The sequence below is a fragment of the Ruminococcus sp. AF31-8BH genome, from assembly GCF_003460605.1.
GTDB classification, from domain to species: domain Bacteria; phylum Bacillota; class Clostridia; order Lachnospirales; family Lachnospiraceae; genus Blautia_A; species Blautia_A acetigignens.
In genome coordinates, this window is sequence record NZ_QTVN01000002.1 from 252,915 (window position 1) to 264,919 (window position 12,005).

Genomic DNA, 12,005 nt, shown 5'->3' on the forward strand with positions numbered 1-12,005 from the left:
ATGTCAGAAAATACAAACGAATGTGTAATTGAGTGGATTCCCGGAAGAGATTATGTAGGGGTTACTGCTAAGAACGGAAGTTCCTGGAAGAATAGATGTGAGGAATTAGAAAAGGAATTTCCAGACGATGTGAAAATTCTTGCCAGAAATAATGATGGATCTATTTTCGCTCACTTGCCGTATTCCTACATTAAAATCAATCCACCAAGAAAATATTCCGATGAAACAAAGAAGAAAGCTGCGGAAAGATTAAATAAAATGCGTGCAGAAAAAAGTAATACTGCGGAAGAAAATCCGTTTTGCCTATGAATTACCGTCAGAGGAAATATAATGAGGGGCAATCTTCTAGAAATGATATTTACGGATTTCTTGTCAAGTATTTTGAGAAACACGGATACATGCCTTCTTACGAAGAAATCATGGATGGAACAGACCTCACAAAGTGTACCGTCCAGAGACATATGCGGCAATTGGAGATGGATTCTCTGATTGCCACAGAACATCCGGGAGTATCAAGAGCGTACCGTTTGACGGAATACAGATACGAAAGGAAAAAATATGGGAAGCAAATTAAAGATGAAAGCGCCAAAGAAAAATAGGGTGTTGGAATGTGACAATCAGATGTCACAGGCATTCGCCAGAGCCATGCAGAATTCACGTAAAGAGCTGGAAGTCATGCAAGATCAAGCCTATAACGATGGATTCAATACTGGTGATGACTGGGTGAATACGATCAATTCCGTAACTATGATGTTGGCATTAAGAAAACTGCATGGATTTTCAACCAAAAGGATTTTAGACGTAATCAATTGTGCAAATGAGTTTGTGGGACAAGCGAACCGTGGCGAAAGAAGCTTTATGAGCATGATTGAGGAATTGGAATCTGAAACAGATGTACGGATTCCAGATTTGAATAAAGAATTGGTCAGAAGGTTCGGAAAATAAAGGGAGAAAATCTAAGTGAGGAAAGTGAGGACACAATGACAGAACAGGAAAAGAAGGAACTTCTGGATGAACTGGAAAAGCGCATTGACGAAAAATACAAAGGTTGTCTTACCAGAGAAGATGTTGCAACCACATTAAAAGCACCGAGAGAAAAGTGGTTCAGAGACGAGAATGGGAACGGAAGAAATTCTCTGATGACGGATGCTTTTGATTCATCTATTATCTCATGGCAGGTTTGGGAAACAATCAGAAAATTAACTTGCGTTATATGTGGTAAGCAGTATGTAAGACATCTTGCAAATGTAGAGAATGCGGATGAGATTGCAGAGAAACTTTGCCAGTTTGTCTATGATTTAAAGATGGGATTTAAGAATCAGGAGGACACAAAATGTTAATCAGAAGTCAGGATAAAGGGAAAATGGAATATGAGTAAGTTTGTAGACTTAACAGGAAGACGTTTCGGGAGATTAACAGTAATAAAGCGAAAAAAAACGGACGATACCAATAGAACATATTGGATATGCCAATGTGATTGCGGAAACATAAAAACCGTAGAAGCATACGCGCTCAAAATAGGAAGAACAAAATCGTGCGGTTGTTTAAGCGTTGATATTGCAAGGCAAAAAGCTACAAGACACGGATTAAGGCATACAAGGATATATAACATCTGGCGCAATATGAAATATAGATGCGAGCACAAAGATCACCCACAATATATTGATTATGGCGGTCGTGGAATATCTGTTTGTGAAGAATGGCATGATTTTATGATGTTTTATAAATGGGCAATAGAGAATGGGTATCAAGACAATTTAACGATTGACCGCATTGATAATAATAATGGATATTCGCCTGACAACTGTAGATGGGTGGATGCAAAAATACAAGGAAATAATAAAAGAAATAATTTGATTGTAGAATTCAAAGGAAAGCCAATGACAATTTCTCAAATTTCAGATCTTACTGAAATTAATTATGAAAAATTAAGAAAGGCATTTCATTCTGGCCGTATATATAAAATGTTTAATGAAGAGCCAGAAGATAGTGAGGTGTGAGTATGAGGTATAGAAAAAAACCAGTTGTAATTGACGTGGTACAGTGGACTGGTACAAATCATCGAGAAATGTTCGATTTCCTGACGGACTATCAGTGTACAGACCAGTACATGTCGGCAGAAGGTAAGAATTTCTATATTGACCATTGGAAGGTCCCGGGCGGATTGGTTATTAAGACACTAGAGGGCGAACATCTGGCAAATATTGGTGATTATATCATCCGCGGTGTACACGGTGAATTTTATCCGTGTAAGCCAGATATATTCAGAGAAACTTATGAGGAGGTAGAAGCATGAAGTATAAATGCGTGAAGGCGTTCACATTAGATACATACGATGGTGATGGATTTTACGTTGACGGATACATGGAAATTAAGGTAGGCGAAGTTTACGAAGTAGGAAATGAAAATATTATCGATGGAGAAATTCATCTTGACGGAGCGAACGTTAACAGATGGATTGAAATATCGAAAGAAACGTTAGAAAAGCATTTTGTAGAGGTGGAAGCATGAGTCATATCAAAGACAGATTATCGGATTATCATGATTTCATGAAGAAACTTGCGGATGGCCACCAGATGGTTTTAGCAAGTGATGTTCTGGAAATGATAGAACAGATTAAGGATGATCTGGAACAGGACGAGAAAGAAAATGGTTGGATTCCTGTCAGTGAGAGATTACCGGAGAAAAATAAAGATGTAATTACAACTGTTAAATATAGTGGTTTTATGGGAATGTACGGAAGGTGGTTAAAGACAGCATTCATTGATGGCTATGGCGAATGGAATGGAGAATGTATAGGCGGTGAAGTTATTGCATGGATGCCACTACCAGAACCATACAAGGAGGACTAAATGGGATATTGCAAATTAGAGTGTCCAGACGGTGAAACGCAATGTTGTATCTGCTGTGAGAAACAAGACGGTTGCGATAACCGGTGTGATATGATGGATAGCTACGAATATGCAGAAGATTGCGAAGATTATGTTGAGGAGGATGAGCCATGATTACATTCTTATTAGGACTTGCACTTGGAATCATAGTCGGAGTGGTTGGTCTTGTATGCGTAGCGATCATGTACGACAAACACCACCCAGACGATTAGAAAGGAGAACGGTATGCTGACAAGGAATAAGAAACTGAAAGACTACGGTATTCCGGCTGAAGATATTGAAAAACTGAATACGATGCTGAAAGACTTCCCGGCAGAATACGGATACCTGCTTTCCGGTGCTGCCTTGTCAGCTTGCCCGAAGAACACGGTGATAGCGGATATGGTTATTGAGAATATCTTGCACCGGAAAAGTTACAGGAAAATCAGCAAAGAAAGATATATCCCGATGAACCCGAAAGACTTCTACGGATACAGACGCAAGACCGTCGCTGTACTGTATGAGAGGATGCGGTTGTTGGGAGTGTGGGAGGAAAAATAAATGAAAGAATATAAATGTCCAAAGTGCAATAGTAAAAACCTTTTTGTCAAGAAAGTTGGGAATAATACGGGATTGTATTGCGGGGATTGCGGTGCATGGATTAAATGGGTCGGGAAAAATGAGCTGAGAGCGTTTGAATATTTAACTAAGCAGAAACACGTAGACGATGCTAATAGCAAACAAGACGATATTGCAAGTATCATTTATAGCACTCTCGATCATATGTATTGCGATAATTGCAGATTCGATAGTGAAATTCAAGAAGATGATAGTGACGAATGGTGTTGCGATGATTGCCATAGAAAATATAATGGGTGGGGAATTTCGATGTATACAAGTAATGAGATTGCAAAAGAGATTTTAAAACGGTTAGGAGAATGATATATGAGCAGATTAATTGATGCAGACAAAATAATTGACTCTCTTGGAAATTCGGATATGGATTTTGCAATAGGTGCAGTTATTGACGAACAGCCGACGGCTTTTGATGTAGATGAAATTGTTCAACAGTTGGAAATGTTAATCGAAGATAAATGTTCAGAATCAGGTGACGATTGGTATACAGCCCAATGTCTGAATGAAGCAGTTGAAATTGTGAAAGGCGGTGGAGTAGATGGCAACTAAACCGATTTTATTCAACACCCAAATGGTTCGAGCAATTCTGGACGGAAGAAAAAGCTGTACCAGAAGAATTGTAAAACCGCAATGGAAAGAGTGCCCGAATTGCAAATATGTTCACAACGAATACATATATGATAACCTGGCAGAGAACGTATACTGTGCAAGATGTGGCTATCCGCTGGTGCCTGAAAGAAGAGCTCCCTATCAACCGGGAGATATCCTGTATGTCCGGGAAACATGGGAGCGTTTTGAATGTTGGAACTGTGAGGGAGACGAAAAAGGAAATTGCCCCAAAGAACCAAAGAAAAGCGTTTTGGATAAAACTTGTGGTTGCTACATGTATCGGGCAACAGATGAAATAAGTGGAGACGCGAAGTGGCACCCATCCATCCACATGCCGAAAGAAGCCGCACGTATCTGGCTTAAGGTTACGGATGTTAGGGTGGAGCGGCTACAGGAGATCACTGCTGATGATATTCGCAATGAGGGACTCTCTTCCGCAGCTGTTCACTGCGGAGATATGGAGATTGCGTTAAAAGAATGGGAAGATCTCTGGAATAGCACCATCAAGAAATCTGACCTTGGCCGCTATGACTGGAATGCATCACCGTGGGTCTGGGTAATCGAGTTTGAACGGTGTGAGAAAATGCAGGAGGAACACAAATGAGTAGCGCAAGCGTAAGATTCGGAACAAAAGCGTATGTATGCGCAAGGTACTTCATCAGACCTGGAAAGTGCTTCAAATACATCGACCAGCGTGGCGAGGATGTCACAGAACACGTTTATGAGGTCATGGCATTATACTCTTATTGTGTATTGTTAAGAGATACAAGAAACGGAGTCAGAACTTGCCCGGGATATAACACTTTGAGCCTGATGCTGAGAGGAAGTGAAGCGAGTGAGTAAAGGAAAAGACATTTCGACTATGTTTACAAGAGAAGAAAACAAAAAGAACGGAAGACTTGGATATTGTCAGGCTACAAGAGAAAAAGATACTATCATTAGTCCTTCGCAATATGGAGCATTCTTGCAGAAAAGAGGTAGGAGAAGATGAGTAAATCGGTATTGGTGTTTGATACGCCGAAAAATTGCTATGATTGCCCGTTCGGAACTGAATATTGTGGAAATCTTGAATATGAGGGACGTTGTGAATTAGCTGACTGTTTAGATTATGATGCAATTCTGATGACAGAAGAACATTATGATTGCGAAAGCAAATCAAGACCTGATTGGTGTCCACTTATGGATTTGCCAGAGAAAGACAATGGAGATTATCCAGCTAATACATTTGATGCGGGATTCGCAGAATGGTGGAATCAGTGTATTGATGAAATTACAGGAGAGGTGAAGTAAATGGCAAGGAATAGGTATCCAGGAACTTGTTATTGTTGCGGTGAAAAAGTCCCAACAGGTTATGGACATTTCGAAAGATATAAAGGTGGTTGGAGAATCAAATGTGTAAAATGCGCAAGTGGTAGAGTTGTCAGAGATTCTGATAAAGAGGTAAAGCGAGCAATAAGATTAAGGGAGGAAAAATATGATTAATTTAACAGGAAAAAGCGTGTTCGTAAAGACACAGGAAGAATATTTGAGCGTTCTGAAAATAGCAAGGTTTCAGGGATTCACATGGGCGAGAGAAAACCATTTAAACCTTATCGAAATTCCATTTCCAAACATATTGAATTTCTGCGACGGCAAGATCGCTACTTACAGCTGTGTTGAAAAGACATTGTATGAAGCGTCCAAAATCGTCGAAGATGAAGAAAGAATCAAGGATGCAGTAAACCTTGTCAGAACATTCGCTAAATACCCAGACAGAACAGCATTGACGGATACATTCATTGAATCGTTGAAGCTACTTGCAGATACTGTAGAAAGCCAGATGGAAGAGGTGAAGTAGATGACTGATGAAATTTTCGGTCTTATGGAATGCTTCCCCGGGAGCTACATAAACAGATTTGGGAAAATAATTCTTTCCGAAAAAGGAAACGTATATTTCACAGCAAAGAATTGTACCGATAAAGAAGATATTATCTGCAAGCTGCTTGAACACTGTTCAAGATCAATGGCAAAAGGAGAACCATACAGTTCACCTAAAAGGAACAATGAATGGAGAGAACAACTGATATCAAGCCTTAACAGATATCTGGGTACAAACTTTGACCAAGAGGATATGTACTGGATTTACGATCAACTCGGAAATTCTGTAAATCATAAACTGACATTGAGGTTTATTAGAAGCGATTTCAATATGGCAATTATATATCAAGAAGCAAGGGGGGGTAGAATGATGGAAAAGATAATACTTGACGATATGATAAAGGCACTTAAATGCGTTGCAAGTCAAGATGCCAATGGCGATTGCTATGCAGACCACGAAAACTTCATGCATATGAAGGATGAGCATAAACGCATTGTCTGTGGAACTGGAGAGGATTTAAGAGATTATATCAGTGGGAAGGAAGCGGTTGGTTGCCCGTATCACCAGAAAACGTATGGGACTTGCTGCGAAGATGGAGAATTGTATTGGCTGAAAGACGTTGCAGAGCTGTTGGAAGAGTTAAAGTCTTATAAAGACTTAGAAGAGCATGGCTTGCTTGTGAGATTACCGTGTAAGGTTGGAGATACGGTGTATAAGTTTTGGTATTATGATAGAAGTCCATATAAAATCCAACAACATGTGACCAGGACATTATCTGAAATTTGCGAGCTTATAGAGAGTAAAAAGCTTGGAAAATCTGTTTTCCTCACTCGTGAGGAAGCCGAGAAGAAGTTGGAGGAGATTCAAAATGACAAGACCTGAGATTACAGTAAAACTATCAGCAATGATCGAAAAGAAAATCAATCCTCACAATGATCCACGTATTTATTGGGCTAAGGAAGTGACATTCGATTATTCGACAGATCATGCGGTAAGGGTGGATTATATGCGGTTCGTGCCGGTGAATAATAGCGTGTCCGGGATAGAAAAAAGTGACTGCTATTGTTATGAGGTTAAATCATCAGTTGAAGATTTTCGTTCTGGCCATGGGTTGAATTTTATTGGCGATTATAACTACCTGGTTATGCCGACAGATGTATGCGCTGCGGTATCCCTTGAAATTCCACATTATGTAGGAATATATGTACCAGAAGCAAATGATCTTACATGCATCAAAAAAGCAAAGCGAAGAAATCGGACAAGGCCTGTGTCTGAAATACTTTTGATGATGTTCCGGTCTGCGAATAGGGATTATAGAAAAGCAGTAAAACAACTGGAGGAGATGAAGAAGAATGATTGAAGTGATAAAAGAAATTTTTATGGCAGTGGGAATGTGTGTAGTTGCTGTTATTATTTACGGATTGTTCTGCACAATAATCAATAAATTAAATAGATGGCGCAAGAACGGTTGCAAAATAAAATGCCTCTGCAAACCACATAAATATAAATTGGTTTGGTATTGGAGAAATACTGAGGAAGCTGTTTTGGAATGCAAGAAATGCGGTAAAAGAAAGCAAGTATTCATTGATTATGATTCCATTAAGGATAAATTTCATTAGGAGGATTAACATGAAACCAGAAGAAGCATTAGAAGAATTAAGTTACGAGGACACAGCTTATGGCGGTAACTGTACGTATGAAGTTAGACAAGAAGCTATTAAAGCATTGCAAAAACAGATTCCAAGGAAGCCGATTGATAAAACAAAACCAGATGATACCGCAAGCCTTGCTTATGAAAATTGTAATATTATTGTTTGTCCAACCTGCAGCAGACGGTTGAAACTGAAATCAAAAGGAAAATATTGCGATAAGTGCGGGCAAAAATTAGATTGGAGCGAAAAAGATGGCGTACAACATTGATGAAAGCGTTATTTCTAAAAGCATTAAATATTACGGAGCAGAAATTCAGTCTACCGTCTGCATGGAAGAATGCGCAGAACTTATCCAAGCAATCAGTAAGGCAAAGCGTGGAAAAATCAACCGTGATAACATGATAGAAGAAATTGCAGATGTGCTTATCTGTATCGAAATGTTAAAGCAAATGTACATGATTTCCGATGAGAAAATTAATAAGTGGATTGAGAAGAAACAGGCAAGAGAAGCAGAAAGGATGGAAAAAAATGAATAAGAAAGAAATCGCAGAGATCAAGAAACAGTTTACACCAGCAAATTGTTCTATTACACGCATTTGTGGTTGTTATGTGGATGCAGAAAAGAATAAGAAAACCAAAATTAAAGAAGCATTCCTGTCTCTTCCAGAGGAAGAAATGTTTAAGTATTTTGACATTTTCAAGAAAACTATGTCTGGCAGACTTGGAAAAAACCTTATGAACCTTGAATTCCCATTATCACAGGAAAAAGAGGGTGGAACACAGGAATTTCTTATGCGAATCAGAGCAAGTAAGCTTAAAGATGATGAACTTTTGGACGAGTTTTATGATAAAGTGATTGAAAGTTATGATTATCACGAAAATTACTACATAATTCTCATTCATGCAGTATATGACATTCCCGGAAAAGCTTCTGATGGAACCGAAATGCACGATGCATCAGAAGAAATTTATGAACACATTCTGTGCAGCATTTGCCCGGTGAATCTTTCAAAGGCTGGGCTTAGCTATGATGTGGCTGAAAATAACATCAAAGACAGAATTCGTGATTGGGTAGTCTCAAGACCAGAAACAGGATTCTTATTCCCTGTATTCAATGACAGAAGCACTGATATTCATGAAACCTTGTATTTCAACAAAAACACAAATAATATTCATACAGACTTCATCGAAAACGTTCTTGGAACACCAATTCCACGTATACCAGGCAATGAGAACAATGTCTTTTCGGATTTCATCATGGGTAATTTCAATGGAAATACAACATTCAATTTCACGGAAAGTCTAGTTGAATCTTTGCAGGAAGTAAGAGAACAGAAGAAAGACAGCCCGGAGATGATAACTGTATCATGTGACGAAATGGAACAGATTTTTGGATATTGTGGAGTTCCAGACGAGAAGTTATCAGATTTCAAGGAAAACTGGGAAATGTATTTCAGCAATGAGCCTGTTGTCCTTGACAATATCCATAATTCAAAAACTACAAAAATTGTAACACCAGATGCAACAATCTGCATTCAGCCAGATAAAATTGCTCTGATTGAACTGAAAGAAATAAACGGCGTTCCATCCCTTGTAATTCCAGTAAATGGAGAACTGAAAATCAATGGAATTGAAGTTGAATTAAAATAAACACTTTTGAAAAAGCCAGGAATTGGAGAAAGGAATTTTAGAATTGGCAAATAAAAGAATGTTCACAATGAAAATTGTTGATAGTGATCAATTTTTAAATATGTCAATTGAGGCACAATGTGCATATTTCCAACTATGTATGCGCTCAGATGATGATGGATATTTAAGAAGCTGGAAACGCACAATTAGAATAATAGATGCAAAAGAAGAATTCGTATCTGAATTAATAAGTAACGGATATTTGGAGAAAAAATCTGAAAATGTATATAAATTACCATTGTTCAAAGAAACAACAGGATATGGAGAAAGAGATAAACAAAGGCACACTAAAGAATATAAAAAATGGAGAAAAGAGGTGCTTAAAAGAGACAATTATATTTGTCAAATGTGTGGAAAACCAAACTCCAATATTGCACATCATAAAGTAAGGTTTAGAGACTGCTATGACGATAAAAATATTGTTTATGATATAGGAAACGGAGTTTGTTTATGTAAAAGATGCCATAAAATAGCACATGGAGGGGGCAATTACATTAATGGCTAAAGTAAGCTGGATTAAAATAGAGATTGAAATGTTTAGTAACCGAAAAATTAAGCAAATAAGGAAAATGCCTGAGGGAAACAATATTGTTCTTATTTGGGTAATGCTTTTGACAATGGCCGGCAGATGTAATTCAAACGGAATTATTTTTCTCACTGAAAATATTCCATACACAACAAAAATGCTTGCAGATGAATTGGATTTTGAGGAAAGCATTATTCAATTAGCACTAACAGTTCTGGAAAAGTTCGGGATGATTACCAGAGATTCTGAATTACTTTCTATTCCTGGCTGGGAAGAGCATCAAAGTGCAGACGAATTGGAGAAAATACGAGATCAAAACAGAAAAAGGGTTGCAGAATATCGTGAGCGTCAAAAAAATAAGGTCGCTTTGCTTTGCAAGAAAGATGATGTAACGTTACAGAAACGTTACAGTAACATTACTGTAACGGAACAGAATAAGAATAAAGATAAAGATTTAGAATTAGATTTAGATACAGAATTAGATAAAGATAAAGAAAAAGATATAAATGATTTAATAGTATCTAAAGATACTATTCGTCAGACTGACGTCCAACGAATTATTAATGAATGGAACAGCCTGGAAGAATTTGGTATCAACCCTGTAAAAAGAATGACACCAAAACGAGAACAAGCAGTAAAAGCAAGAATCCGTCAGAACCATATAGATGATATCTTAGAAGCCATTGAGAACATTCGCCATAGTAGTTTCTTACAAGGGCAAAATAAAAATGGCTGGATGGTTACGTTTGACTGGTTCTTAAAGCCTGGAAATTTCGCAAAAGTATTTGAAGGGCAATACGCAGACAAGTCTACGAATAGACCGTGCAGCTACATGGAGAAAATTCAAAACAGAGTAAGCGAGGTGGATAATTGGGTATGAAAAGAGAAGAATGGGCGGTACTCGTAAAGGCAATGAAAGCTGTGTACACTTCTCCATCATTTCTGCCAGATCAATATGCTTTTGATACTTGGTACGGATTACTGAAAGACCTAGATTACAAGCTTTTAAGTTTCGGATTAAAGAAATATATGCAGACTGAATGGAAAGAGCCATCAATAGCCGCATTAAGAAAATGTGCCGATAGCATTGCGCCACAATCCACAGAATTGAACGAAACGGAAGCCTGGGAAAAGGTGTCCAAAGCAATCCGAAATTCCGGGTATCATGCAGAAGAAGAGTTTGCTAGGTTACCGGAATTAATACAAAAAGCTGTTTCAAGCCCAGGACAGCTTAGGGAATGGGCATTATCTGAAAATGTGGATGGAACATGGTTAAGTGTAATTCAATCAAATTTTCAAAGGACTTACCGGGCAGAAGTGCAAAGAGAACAAGAACGAAGAAAGCTAAGCCCAGACCTTTTGAAAATTATGGATGTTGCCAAATTGGGAGGTGCGGAAAATTGCCAGATAGAAAACCATGGAGAGAATTAAAAAGCACTGAAATTATAGGCTTAAAGCGGAGACAATGCTCGAAATGCGACTATTACAGCAAAAGCGAAAATGCATGGAGTACAAATGCAACCTGTGATTATATCTTGATCGAAGAGCATAGCAGAGGATGTGATCCGAGGGATTGTGTTAAAAATGGTATCTTCAAGAAGAAAGCGAGAGGAAATTCAAGAGTAAAGCGAGTGATTCTATGAGGAAGATAAGCGAAATGTATAAGCGGTCTGGTGGTACAGCTTATCAGCATACCTGTTCAGATTGCAGATTCTTCCGTGATGGAAAGCATCCGCAGTGCCTGCAATACGAACTGGAAATTGATTGGAATCCAGATTATATAGCTTGCAAATTTTACAATCTGGAAGAATCTCAGATTGATGGACAGGTAAACATCTTTGATTTGTTGTAAAATGTGATAATTGTGTACTTAAAATAGTGCAGAATCGTTCAAAAGAGAATAATGGTAGAAATTATAGGGCATACAAAAGATAAAGAAAAACAGCACTTAAAACGAGATAATTATATGGAGGGACAATTAATGGAAAAAGCTATATTGTATGCCATAAACGAAAGAATGTTCTCACTTGGTCTGATAGATGAGAAAACAAGAGATAAAATTAAAGCTGAAATCAGCATTAGAAAGTAACGAAAATGTATTGAGTGGAGTTATGTGAAGTGTTATACTTTATATGATTCCACTCCCTGTATATTGAGGGAGAAAT

General features: G+C 38.1%; 29 protein-coding genes. All 29 read left to right on the forward strand.

The annotated features are described in order from the left end of the window. The 29 genes from DWZ38_RS03700 to DWZ38_RS03830 all read left to right on the forward strand — a co-directional run bounded on the left by DWZ38_RS03700 (position 1) and on the right by DWZ38_RS03830 (position 11,929). Positions 1-309, forward strand: a complete 309-nt coding sequence (locus DWZ38_RS03700) for a hypothetical protein (RefSeq protein WP_117850140.1) — start codon at positions 1-3, stop codon at positions 307-309. Next, positions 306-599: a hypothetical protein gene (locus DWZ38_RS03705; protein ID WP_117850143.1), complete on the forward strand. Its 294-nt coding sequence runs from the start codon at positions 306-308 to the stop codon at positions 597-599. The genes DWZ38_RS03700 and DWZ38_RS03705 overlap by 4 nt, the downstream gene beginning before the upstream one ends. Further along, positions 559-945 carry a hypothetical protein gene (locus tag DWZ38_RS03710; protein ID WP_178105268.1) on the forward strand — a complete coding sequence of 129 codons (387 nt, stop codon included), beginning with the start codon at positions 559-561 and terminating at the stop codon, positions 943-945. Before DWZ38_RS03705 ends, DWZ38_RS03710 begins: the two co-directional genes overlap by 41 nt. A 35-nt stretch (positions 946-980) precedes the next feature. Then, positions 981-1,340 (forward strand): hypothetical protein, encoded by a 360-nt coding sequence (locus tag DWZ38_RS03715; protein ID WP_117850147.1) that lies wholly within the window; start codon positions 981-983, stop codon positions 1,338-1,340. A gap of 30 nt (positions 1,341-1,370) precedes the next feature. Continuing rightward, complete coding sequence (locus DWZ38_RS03720) at positions 1,371-2,000, forward strand: hypothetical protein (protein ID WP_117850150.1); 630 nt, start codon at positions 1,371-1,373, stop codon at positions 1,998-2,000. A gap of 2 nt (positions 2,001-2,002) precedes the next feature. Then, positions 2,003-2,296, forward strand: coding sequence for a hypothetical protein (locus tag DWZ38_RS03725; protein ID WP_117850152.1), 294 nt, complete (start codon positions 2,003-2,005; stop codon positions 2,294-2,296). Continuing rightward, positions 2,293-2,511, forward strand: a complete 219-nt coding sequence (locus tag DWZ38_RS03730) for a hypothetical protein (RefSeq protein WP_117850155.1) — start codon at positions 2,293-2,295, stop codon at positions 2,509-2,511. The genes DWZ38_RS03725 and DWZ38_RS03730 overlap by 4 nt, the downstream gene beginning before the upstream one ends. Continuing rightward, positions 2,508-2,852, forward strand: coding sequence for a DUF551 domain-containing protein (locus DWZ38_RS03735; protein ID WP_117850157.1), 345 nt, complete (start codon positions 2,508-2,510; stop codon positions 2,850-2,852). Before DWZ38_RS03730 ends, DWZ38_RS03735 begins: the two co-directional genes overlap by 4 nt. Then, positions 2,853-3,005 carry a hypothetical protein gene (locus DWZ38_RS22105; protein WP_178105269.1) on the forward strand — a complete coding sequence of 51 codons (153 nt, stop codon included), beginning with the start codon at positions 2,853-2,855 and terminating at the stop codon, positions 3,003-3,005. A 111-nt stretch (positions 3,006-3,116) separates the two neighbouring features. Further along, a complete protein-coding gene (locus DWZ38_RS03740; protein ID WP_117850160.1) occupies positions 3,117-3,431 on the forward strand; it encodes a hypothetical protein in 315 nt (104 codons plus the stop codon). Next, positions 3,432-3,812 carry a hypothetical protein gene (locus tag DWZ38_RS03745; RefSeq protein WP_117850163.1) on the forward strand — a complete coding sequence of 127 codons (381 nt, stop codon included), beginning with the start codon at positions 3,432-3,434 and terminating at the stop codon, positions 3,810-3,812. 3 nt (positions 3,813-3,815) lie between these two features. Beyond that, positions 3,816-4,055: a hypothetical protein gene (locus DWZ38_RS03750; protein WP_117850166.1), complete on the forward strand. Its 240-nt coding sequence runs from the start codon at positions 3,816-3,818 to the stop codon at positions 4,053-4,055. A 22-nt stretch (positions 4,056-4,077) separates the two neighbouring features. Next, complete coding sequence (locus DWZ38_RS03755) at positions 4,078-4,719, forward strand: hypothetical protein (RefSeq protein ID WP_243000139.1); 642 nt, start codon at positions 4,078-4,080, stop codon at positions 4,717-4,719. Next, positions 4,716-4,958, forward strand: coding sequence for a hypothetical protein (locus tag DWZ38_RS03760; protein ID WP_117850171.1), 243 nt, complete (start codon positions 4,716-4,718; stop codon positions 4,956-4,958). The genes DWZ38_RS03755 and DWZ38_RS03760 overlap by 4 nt, the downstream gene beginning before the upstream one ends. Further along, positions 4,951-5,106, forward strand: coding sequence for a hypothetical protein (locus DWZ38_RS22110; RefSeq protein ID WP_178105270.1), 156 nt, complete (start codon positions 4,951-4,953; stop codon positions 5,104-5,106). Before DWZ38_RS03760 ends, DWZ38_RS22110 begins: the two co-directional genes overlap by 8 nt. Beyond that, complete coding sequence (locus DWZ38_RS03765) at positions 5,103-5,405, forward strand: hypothetical protein (RefSeq protein ID WP_117850173.1); 303 nt, start codon at positions 5,103-5,105, stop codon at positions 5,403-5,405. The genes DWZ38_RS22110 and DWZ38_RS03765 overlap by 4 nt, the downstream gene beginning before the upstream one ends. Further along, positions 5,406-5,597 carry a hypothetical protein gene (locus tag DWZ38_RS03770; protein ID WP_117850176.1) on the forward strand — a complete coding sequence of 64 codons (192 nt, stop codon included), beginning with the start codon at positions 5,406-5,408 and terminating at the stop codon, positions 5,595-5,597. Further along, complete coding sequence (locus DWZ38_RS03775; RefSeq protein WP_117850178.1) at positions 5,590-5,952, forward strand: hypothetical protein; 363 nt, start codon at positions 5,590-5,592, stop codon at positions 5,950-5,952. The genes DWZ38_RS03770 and DWZ38_RS03775 overlap by 8 nt, the downstream gene beginning before the upstream one ends. Next, a complete protein-coding gene (locus tag DWZ38_RS03780; protein ID WP_117850181.1) occupies positions 5,953-6,855 on the forward strand; it encodes a hypothetical protein in 903 nt (300 codons plus the stop codon). It begins immediately after the preceding gene. Next, the gene (locus tag DWZ38_RS03785; protein WP_117850183.1) at positions 6,842-7,333 is read left to right on the forward strand and encodes a hypothetical protein; all 492 of its coding nucleotides are present in this window, start codon (positions 6,842-6,844) and stop codon (positions 7,331-7,333) included. Before DWZ38_RS03780 ends, DWZ38_RS03785 begins: the two co-directional genes overlap by 14 nt. Then, on the forward strand, positions 7,326-7,592 hold the full coding sequence (locus DWZ38_RS03790) for a hypothetical protein (RefSeq protein ID WP_117850185.1): 267 nt from the start codon (positions 7,326-7,328) through the stop codon (positions 7,590-7,592). The genes DWZ38_RS03785 and DWZ38_RS03790 overlap by 8 nt, the downstream gene beginning before the upstream one ends. 10 nt (positions 7,593-7,602) lie before the next feature. Beyond that, positions 7,603-7,893, forward strand: coding sequence for a hypothetical protein (locus tag DWZ38_RS03795; protein WP_117850188.1), 291 nt, complete (start codon positions 7,603-7,605; stop codon positions 7,891-7,893). Beyond that, entirely contained in the window at positions 7,877-8,161 is a 285-nt protein-coding gene (locus DWZ38_RS03800) for a MazG nucleotide pyrophosphohydrolase domain-containing protein (protein WP_117850190.1), read from the forward strand. The genes DWZ38_RS03795 and DWZ38_RS03800 overlap by 17 nt, the downstream gene beginning before the upstream one ends. Continuing rightward, complete coding sequence (locus DWZ38_RS03805; RefSeq protein WP_117850192.1) at positions 8,154-9,275, forward strand: DUF4317 domain-containing protein; 1,122 nt, start codon at positions 8,154-8,156, stop codon at positions 9,273-9,275. Before DWZ38_RS03800 ends, DWZ38_RS03805 begins: the two co-directional genes overlap by 8 nt. A gap of 22 nt (positions 9,276-9,297) precedes the next feature. Beyond that, positions 9,298-9,819, forward strand: coding sequence for an HNH endonuclease signature motif containing protein (locus tag DWZ38_RS03810; protein ID WP_147342970.1), 522 nt, complete (start codon positions 9,298-9,300; stop codon positions 9,817-9,819). Beyond that, positions 9,812-10,720, forward strand: a complete 909-nt coding sequence (locus tag DWZ38_RS03815; RefSeq protein WP_178105271.1) for a phage replisome organizer N-terminal domain-containing protein — start codon at positions 9,812-9,814, stop codon at positions 10,718-10,720. Before DWZ38_RS03810 ends, DWZ38_RS03815 begins: the two co-directional genes overlap by 8 nt. Next, positions 10,717-11,271: a replicative helicase loader/inhibitor gene (locus DWZ38_RS03820; RefSeq protein ID WP_117850199.1), complete on the forward strand. Its 555-nt coding sequence runs from the start codon at positions 10,717-10,719 to the stop codon at positions 11,269-11,271. Before DWZ38_RS03815 ends, DWZ38_RS03820 begins: the two co-directional genes overlap by 4 nt. A gap of 226 nt (positions 11,272-11,497) precedes the next feature. Continuing rightward, positions 11,498-11,692, forward strand: a complete 195-nt coding sequence (locus DWZ38_RS03825) for a hypothetical protein (protein ID WP_117850201.1) — start codon at positions 11,498-11,500, stop codon at positions 11,690-11,692. A gap of 51 nt (positions 11,693-11,743) precedes the next feature. Then, positions 11,744-11,929: a hypothetical protein gene (locus tag DWZ38_RS03830; RefSeq protein WP_117850204.1), complete on the forward strand. Its 186-nt coding sequence runs from the start codon at positions 11,744-11,746 to the stop codon at positions 11,927-11,929. Positions 11,930-12,005 lie beyond the last annotated feature (76 nt).

Coding starts and splice junctions, on each gene's coding strand:
- DWZ38_RS03830 (WP_117850204.1), top strand. CDS start 11,744: ATGGTAGAAATTATAGGGCATACAAAAGATAAAGAAAAACAGCACTTA.
- DWZ38_RS22105 (WP_178105269.1), top strand. CDS start 2,853: ATGGGATATTGCAAATTAGAGTGTCCAGACGGTGAAACGCAATGTTGT.
- DWZ38_RS03825 (WP_117850201.1), top strand. CDS start 11,498: ATGTATAAGCGGTCTGGTGGTACAGCTTATCAGCATACCTGTTCAGAT.
- DWZ38_RS03705 (WP_117850143.1), top strand. CDS start 306: ATGAATTACCGTCAGAGGAAATATAATGAGGGGCAATCTTCTAGAAAT.
- DWZ38_RS03795 (WP_117850188.1), top strand. CDS start 7,603: ATGAAACCAGAAGAAGCATTAGAAGAATTAAGTTACGAGGACACAGCT.
- DWZ38_RS03715 (WP_117850147.1), top strand. CDS start 981: ATGACAGAACAGGAAAAGAAGGAACTTCTGGATGAACTGGAAAAGCGC.
- DWZ38_RS03710 (WP_178105268.1), top strand. CDS start 559: ATGGGAAGCAAATTAAAGATGAAAGCGCCAAAGAAAAATAGGGTGTTG.
- DWZ38_RS03770 (WP_117850176.1), top strand. CDS start 5,406: ATGGCAAGGAATAGGTATCCAGGAACTTGTTATTGTTGCGGTGAAAAA.
- DWZ38_RS03730 (WP_117850155.1), top strand. CDS start 2,293: ATGAAGTATAAATGCGTGAAGGCGTTCACATTAGATACATACGATGGT.
- DWZ38_RS03800 (WP_117850190.1), top strand. CDS start 7,877: ATGGCGTACAACATTGATGAAAGCGTTATTTCTAAAAGCATTAAATAT.
- DWZ38_RS03735 (WP_117850157.1), top strand. CDS start 2,508: ATGAGTCATATCAAAGACAGATTATCGGATTATCATGATTTCATGAAG.
- DWZ38_RS03720 (WP_117850150.1), top strand. CDS start 1,371: ATGAGTAAGTTTGTAGACTTAACAGGAAGACGTTTCGGGAGATTAACA.
- DWZ38_RS03815 (WP_178105271.1), top strand. CDS start 9,812: ATGGCTAAAGTAAGCTGGATTAAAATAGAGATTGAAATGTTTAGTAAC.
- DWZ38_RS03755 (WP_243000139.1), top strand. CDS start 4,078: ATGGTTCGAGCAATTCTGGACGGAAGAAAAAGCTGTACCAGAAGAATT.
- DWZ38_RS03780 (WP_117850181.1), top strand. CDS start 5,953: ATGACTGATGAAATTTTCGGTCTTATGGAATGCTTCCCCGGGAGCTAC.
- DWZ38_RS03745 (WP_117850163.1), top strand. CDS start 3,432: ATGAAAGAATATAAATGTCCAAAGTGCAATAGTAAAAACCTTTTTGTC.
- DWZ38_RS03820 (WP_117850199.1), top strand. CDS start 10,717: ATGAAAAGAGAAGAATGGGCGGTACTCGTAAAGGCAATGAAAGCTGTG.
- DWZ38_RS03740 (WP_117850160.1), top strand. CDS start 3,117: ATGCTGACAAGGAATAAGAAACTGAAAGACTACGGTATTCCGGCTGAA.
- DWZ38_RS03765 (WP_117850173.1), top strand. CDS start 5,103: ATGAGTAAATCGGTATTGGTGTTTGATACGCCGAAAAATTGCTATGAT.
- DWZ38_RS03700 (WP_117850140.1), top strand. CDS start 1: ATGTCAGAAAATACAAACGAATGTGTAATTGAGTGGATTCCCGGAAGA.
- DWZ38_RS03805 (WP_117850192.1), top strand. CDS start 8,154: ATGAATAAGAAAGAAATCGCAGAGATCAAGAAACAGTTTACACCAGCA.
- DWZ38_RS03775 (WP_117850178.1), top strand. CDS start 5,590: ATGATTAATTTAACAGGAAAAAGCGTGTTCGTAAAGACACAGGAAGAA.
- DWZ38_RS03725 (WP_117850152.1), top strand. CDS start 2,003: ATGAGGTATAGAAAAAAACCAGTTGTAATTGACGTGGTACAGTGGACT.
- DWZ38_RS03790 (WP_117850185.1), top strand. CDS start 7,326: ATGATTGAAGTGATAAAAGAAATTTTTATGGCAGTGGGAATGTGTGTA.
- DWZ38_RS03760 (WP_117850171.1), top strand. CDS start 4,716: ATGAGTAGCGCAAGCGTAAGATTCGGAACAAAAGCGTATGTATGCGCA.
- DWZ38_RS03750 (WP_117850166.1), top strand. CDS start 3,816: ATGAGCAGATTAATTGATGCAGACAAAATAATTGACTCTCTTGGAAAT.
- DWZ38_RS03785 (WP_117850183.1), top strand. CDS start 6,842: ATGACAAGACCTGAGATTACAGTAAAACTATCAGCAATGATCGAAAAG.